The organism is Schlesneria sp. (assembly GCF_036405755.1).
Taxonomy (GTDB): Bacteria; Planctomycetota; Planctomycetia; order Planctomycetales; family Planctomycetaceae; genus Schlesneria; species Schlesneria sphaerica.
The window spans coordinates 1-6,039 of record NZ_DASWWZ010000538.1; the positions used below are offsets into that span (position 1 = coordinate 1).

At 54.8% G+C, this 6,039-nt stretch carries 3 protein-coding genes; 2 read left to right on the forward strand and 1 reads right to left on the reverse strand.

The features are described from left to right. Positions 1-2,264 (reverse strand): PAS domain-containing protein (locus tag VGE80_RS18170; RefSeq protein ID WP_440593647.1); only part of this gene is annotated, 2,264 nt, incomplete at its 3' end. Positions 2,265-2,712: 448 nt separating this feature from the next. On the opposite strand from VGE80_RS18170, the gene VGE80_RS18175 reads away from it, so the two are divergent. Both VGE80_RS18175 and VGE80_RS18180 read left to right on the forward strand, forming a co-directional pair. Continuing rightward, entirely contained in the window at positions 2,713-3,192 is a 480-nt protein-coding gene (locus VGE80_RS18175; protein WP_373649247.1) for a response regulator transcription factor, read from the forward strand. Between the two features lie 754 nt (positions 3,193-3,946). Next, on the forward strand, positions 3,947-6,039 hold a 2,093-nt coding region (locus tag VGE80_RS18180), incomplete at its 3' end, for a hypothetical protein (protein WP_440593648.1).

Genomic DNA, 6,039 nt, shown 5'->3' on the forward strand with positions numbered 1-6,039 from the left:
ATGGCAACGACAATCAGCGGATTCCGGTTGAGAGGATGCAACTTCTCGCGACCTTCAAGCTTGCGAATCACGCGCGTCGCCTCCAGTCCGTCCATGACGGGCATCTGGACATCCATCAGAACCAGATCGAATCCTTCCGACTGCAGAATATCAATCGCTTCTTCACCATGATTCGCGACCGAAACGATGTGGCCCCGTTTCCGAAGAAGTCCACAGGCAAGTACCTGGTTCGGGTATGAATCTTCCGCCAGCAGAATACGCAAAGGTCGAACTGCGGAGGGCGCCGCTTGCGGGCGGACCGGTTGATCATTTTCAGGCCGGACAGTTCCGAGCGCCATCGCAATCGATTGTACGAGTTCGGATTGCTTGATCGGCTTTCGTAAATGCGAGACCACATTCAGCTTTTGACACCGATCCCGGTCGCCGAGACGGTCGCCGGAAGTGAGCACGATGACCGCCAGATCCCGCAACACTTCATTTTTGCGGACGTGATCAACAAGAGTAAACCCGTCGACATCAGGCATATTGACATCTGTCAGCAGCAATGAAAATGGCTCACCCGACTCTTGAGCGAAGAGCAGCATCTCGATCGCCTGCGCTGCGTTCCCGGCTGATTGTGGCTCCAGTTTGTGGTTTTCCAGAATCTCGGTGAGAATCAGCCGGTTTGTCGCGTTGTCATCCACGACAAGAACACGAAGCCCTTCAAGCTGAGCCACCGCCAGCCCGGTATGACTTCCCGCCGTTTCGACCCCGACATCAAATCGAGCGGTGAAGTAGAACGTGCTTCCTTGCCCCGGGTTGCTTTCGACCCAGATCGATCCCCCCATTAAATCGACCAGACGTGACGTGATTGTCAGCCCCAGCCCAGTTCCTCCGTAGCGGCGCGTTGTCGAGGTATCGGCCTGTTCAAATGCCTGAAAGATGCGGTCCATCTGATCTCGGGAGATTCCGATTCCCGTGTCGCGAACCAGAAACAACAGTTCCACTTTTCCTTCGATGTGGGACTGGCAACTGACGTCAAGAATCACTTCCCCTTTCTCGGTGAACTTGACCGCATTTCCCACCAGGTTCATGACGATTTGCCGCAGTCGACCGGGGTCACCGACCAGAACGCATGGGACGTCGCTTGCAACATGGACCGCCAGTTCCAGATCTTTGTGCGACGCACGAACGGCGAGGGTCTTCATCGTATCGCCCAGCAGTTCACGCAGAGCGAACTCAGTACGGTCCAGGTTGAACTTGCCAGACTCGATCTTTGAGAAATCGAGAATGTCATTGATGAGTCCCAGGAGAGCTTCCCCTGATTCGTGAACCATCTTGACGTACTCGCGCTGCGTTCGATCCAGCGGGGTATCCATCAGCAGCTCGGTCATGCCCAGGACGGCATTCATCGGAGTGCGAATCTCGTGGCTCATATTGGCCAGAAAATCACTTTTGGCACGGCTCGCGGATTCGGCCGCCTCTTTGGCTTCTTTCAAGGCGAGTTCCGTGAGTCTCTTCTCTGTGACATCTTCGGAAATCCCCAACAGGAAGCGAGGTTTCCCGTCTGAGTCCATGACCGGAATCTTTTTCGTACGCAGAATTCGCCGCCCGTGATTTGGCGTATCCAGAGTCTCTTCTGGAATTTCGACCATGACTCCGTTGGCCAATACGGCACGATCCTTTTGAGTGAAGAATTCCGCCAGTTCCTGCGGGAAAAGATCGAAGTCACATTTCCCCAGAACATCTTCACGAGACAGGCCGACGAGTTCTTCACTGGCGCGATTGAATTTCACAAATCGCAGCTCTTCCGCCTCTTTGACAAACAGCATGATGGGGACATTGTCAACGATCGAGTCGAGAAACCCATGAGCTTCAATGAGCTGGTTTTCCGTTGCCTGTCGATCGGTGATATCCCAGAACATCCCCTGGACGCCGACGATTGCACCCTGGCTATCACGAATGGGGGCTTTCAGTACCTGGATGTGAATTCGCTTTCCGTCGCTGGCGGAGATTTCTTCCACCGCCTCCAGCAATTCCCCGGTCTCCATGACGTGCATGTCGTCGCTGCGATACTTCTCGGCCAGGTCAGCAGGAAAGACCTCAAAATCGTTCTTTCCCTGAATCTGAGGCAGCGTCACCCCCAGCGCATCGCACATCCGCTGGTTCACGAACAGAATCCGAAATTGCCTGTCCTTCTGGAAAATACAAAGGGGCAAACTTTCCACCAGGGAGTGATAGAGCGATTCCGCAGAATGCTGTGTCAGCTCTGAAGCCACAATCATCACCTCAATCTTGCCCGTCATTTCACCGAAGAACACTCAAGCTGCAAGAGCTGGAACCGAATGGGCCAATGACTGGATTCGATTGCCACGCGCAAAATCGAACTCCCCGGTTTCTTGTCAGCTCTGCACCTTCAACATTGTGACCTCTCCAACGTATCTGTCCGCCCTCTGTACGCCGCAATCTGCAAATCCGCAAACTCGTTTCTCACCAGTCTACTCAAGTGAATCAAGTCCGACTGCCATCACGGACCAGGATCCACCCATTGACGTGAAGACATTTGTCCTCTTGATTCACGTTCCGCCTGGGCCATGGTAACCTGACACTCCCGCCGTTCGCTCAGACGGCAACGAGCCGGACACTTTAACTCGGCTTGTGACTGCCGCGGGTCTCGCATTAGGATGTTGAGTACCCCGCTGATGTTATTTCCTCCCGGCCGAGGTTGATCGAATGCCCGCTGAACCGACAGAGAAAACGATTCTGATTATCGATGACGATCGTGAGATTGCGTCGATGCTGCACGGAGTCCTCACGGGAAATGGATATCGTGTTTTTCTCGCGCCGAACGGAATCGAAGGTCAGCGACAGATCGAATCTCTCAACCCTGACCTCGTCATCACGGATATGATGATGCCACGAATGGGAGGTTTCCCTGTCCTCGAATTCCTCAAGACTCTAACGGCTCCCCCGGCAGTGATCATGATCACTGCCAACGAAGGGGGCCGACACAAAGCCTATGCAGAGATGCTGGGTGTGGCGGACTACTTGCGCAAGCCTTTCCCCATGGAAGTGCTGCTGGAATCCGTTCGCAAGATCTTTGACGCACGAGCGGCCGCAGCCGAACGAGAGAAACCATCCCCGTTGAAACGAGCCAGTCGTAAGAAATCAGCCAAACCCGATACCGATGGAGAATCGTCAAGCGACGAATAGCGGCGACTGAAGTTGCGCTTCAAGGCAGTCGACCAACCGTTTCCGGTGACTGCCGACCTTCGGTCACGACACCAGGTAATGAGAAATGTTTCGCACAGGACACTAAGACTTCTCGACAAGTCCACTTTGACCGCGTGACGGAATGGGACCTTTCGGAACGGAACCGTTGGCTCGGGCCCCTCAGCTGAACCCAGCCGGCGATCTGGCTGAAATCGAAGTTTGGGCTGGCATTCACAGTAGGTAAAGACCTGACTCTGTGAATGAAAAACCTCGCTCCCCACGTCAGCTATCACAGCTTCAACCCCTCATCAGGATGTTTCGTCCTGGTTGACTGCGAGCTTCCTCTGCCCCCCTTTCTCGGCCGGTGTCCGCGAAGTCGGTGGAGCGAGGGGATTCGGGGAGCGATGAAAAGAAGCCGCGATGATCAAAAGAACATCGCGGCTTCAATCTGTTCGGTGCGACATCGGGATTGCGACGGTGGAGTCGCAGGCGAATAGGGTGGAATCCAGTAGTGTCTAGCACTCACTGTTGAATCGATTCAAACCCTCGCAAAAGGTTTGGCACCTCCGACGGAATCGTATGATGTCCACCGAACGAAGGGGTTATAGGAGCGACTCGATTCTACGACAAGACCGAGATCTCACGGAAATGAGATTCGTCCGTCTGGAAATACTGATGTCGACCTGATCGCAAAAAATAAAATATGATTCCGCCAGCAACTTGTCTCATTCCTTCTAGCTACTGGTCGTGAATCATGGATGAACACACGGCACCGGCCCCTTTGCCCCACGTTGATCATACGCCGACGCGAGCACCCCGCCGAAAACGGAGCCCGTGGCTGAAAATCGGCGGCTGCATGCTGCTGCTGCTCTGCGCCGTTGTCTGGTTTGCCCCGTCGATAATTGCAACGACCGTCCTGGGAAAAGGCGTTCCCAAGGCCTTTACACCTGGATTCCAGGGGCAGATCTCCTTTGGTGGAATCTCGCTAGGGTGGTTCTCGCCAGTTGTCATCAAGGACCTGAAGGTCGACGACGAACAGGGGCAGCCCTTGGTGGTGGCCCAGCAGATTTCAACGTCCAACACCCTCTGGCAGTTGGCAACGAATTCCAGTGATCTGGGGACACTTACCATCCAGGATCCGGTCGTTCACGTTTCCCTACGTAACGAAGGTTCCAATATCGAAGACCAACTCGCTCAATTCACCAGCGGTGAGAGCACAACATCCACCACACCTGCACCCGATATCACAGTCGAAATTGAGAACGCACGAATCGTCCTTGAAAACAAAGATTCGAACCAGCAATCAACATTCGACCAGATCAGCGTACGTGCCGTGACCCGACAAGGTGCAGTGGACGAGGTCGACCTGTCGATCGGAATTCCCACGGCAACCCTCGCCAAGGCACCCCCACACGAATCAGACATCACCGACTGGCTGATTGCCCATTACGGCAGTCCCTCCCTCACGACGGACTCCAGTGTTCAGGAAACTTCGGCAGTAAAAACGGCGGTGCTCCGCGCATCGCAATGGAACACGGCCCGACTGGCTCCGGGAATTGCTCGCTTCCTACCGGGTGCGCAAGTCGGCGGTGAGCTGAACGCAGATGCTTCAATCAAGCTCTCGCCCAATTCCAATGGATACGATTTTGACTGGAATGGAACAGTCTCGATTGAGAAGCTGATTGTCGCCGGGATCCAGGCATTGCAGCAGGATCGCCTGGCACTTGACCGGCTCGAACTCTCCGGCCGAGCTGCAACGATGCAGGGCCGACTGGCAATGAACAATTTGAAACTTGTCGCCGATGTCGGAGAATTCTCCGCGACGGGTGATATCCCACTTGAAGGCAGTTCTCACAAATCCTCAATCGAACTCGTTCAGTCTCTGCTGAGTGACGAAGATTACCACATCGCCGGCAATGTCAACCTCAAGAAATTGGCGGCGATGCTGCCGCAGACACTGCGAATTCGCGATGGCATCGAGATCACAGGGGGCGATGTCAAAATTGAGCTCGTCGGGGCAGATTCCGATGGTGTTCGCCATTGGTCAGGCGCGGCTGGCATCGTAGGCCTGACAGCGGTCAATCAAGGCCAGACGATCCCCTGGAACAAACCGCTCATTGTGAAGATGAATGCTCACCGGAAAAGTGAAGCTGTCGTTGTGGACCTGTTGGAGTGCAAGTCCGACTTCCTTCAAGTGAAGGGAAGCGGAACCCTGGAAGATGCTCGCTTTACAGCGACAGGCGACCTGACGCGGCTGCTTGAGAACCTGGAGCAGTTTGTCGACCTTGGCATCCAGCAGATGGCGGGTGAAATGTCGATTGACGGTGAACTGCGCCGCACGGATGAAAATCACGTCGGGCTATCTTCCCGCATCCTGCTCGACAATTTCGTCTTCGCCGTCTCGAAGGATCAAATCTGGCGAGAAAATCACCTCGAGCTTTCTGTCGTCGCCGACGGCTTGGCAAGCCCCGAATCCGGGTTAACACGAATCGACAAAGGTGAAGTGCATCTGACGAGTGGTCCGGATGCATTCGACGCACGGCTCAAGAAACCAGTGGACCTGACTTCAAAGTCTCCGAGTTATGATGCGACTGCATCAGTTAAGGGAAATCTGGCGAGCTGGCAAAACCGCCTGCGGCCATTCGTCGCTGTTGATGACTGGAAGCTGGCTGGAACGCTCGACCTGCAAACGACGGTTGCTGCCACCCCCGAAAAGATCGATGTGAGTCGTCTCACACTCGGGATGCAGAAGTTCGAGGCGGCGGGCCCCGACTGGGTCATTCAAGAGCCCGAACTGAAACTGGCCACAGCGGGTCAATGGGCCGTGGCTTCCCAGAGATGGACCTC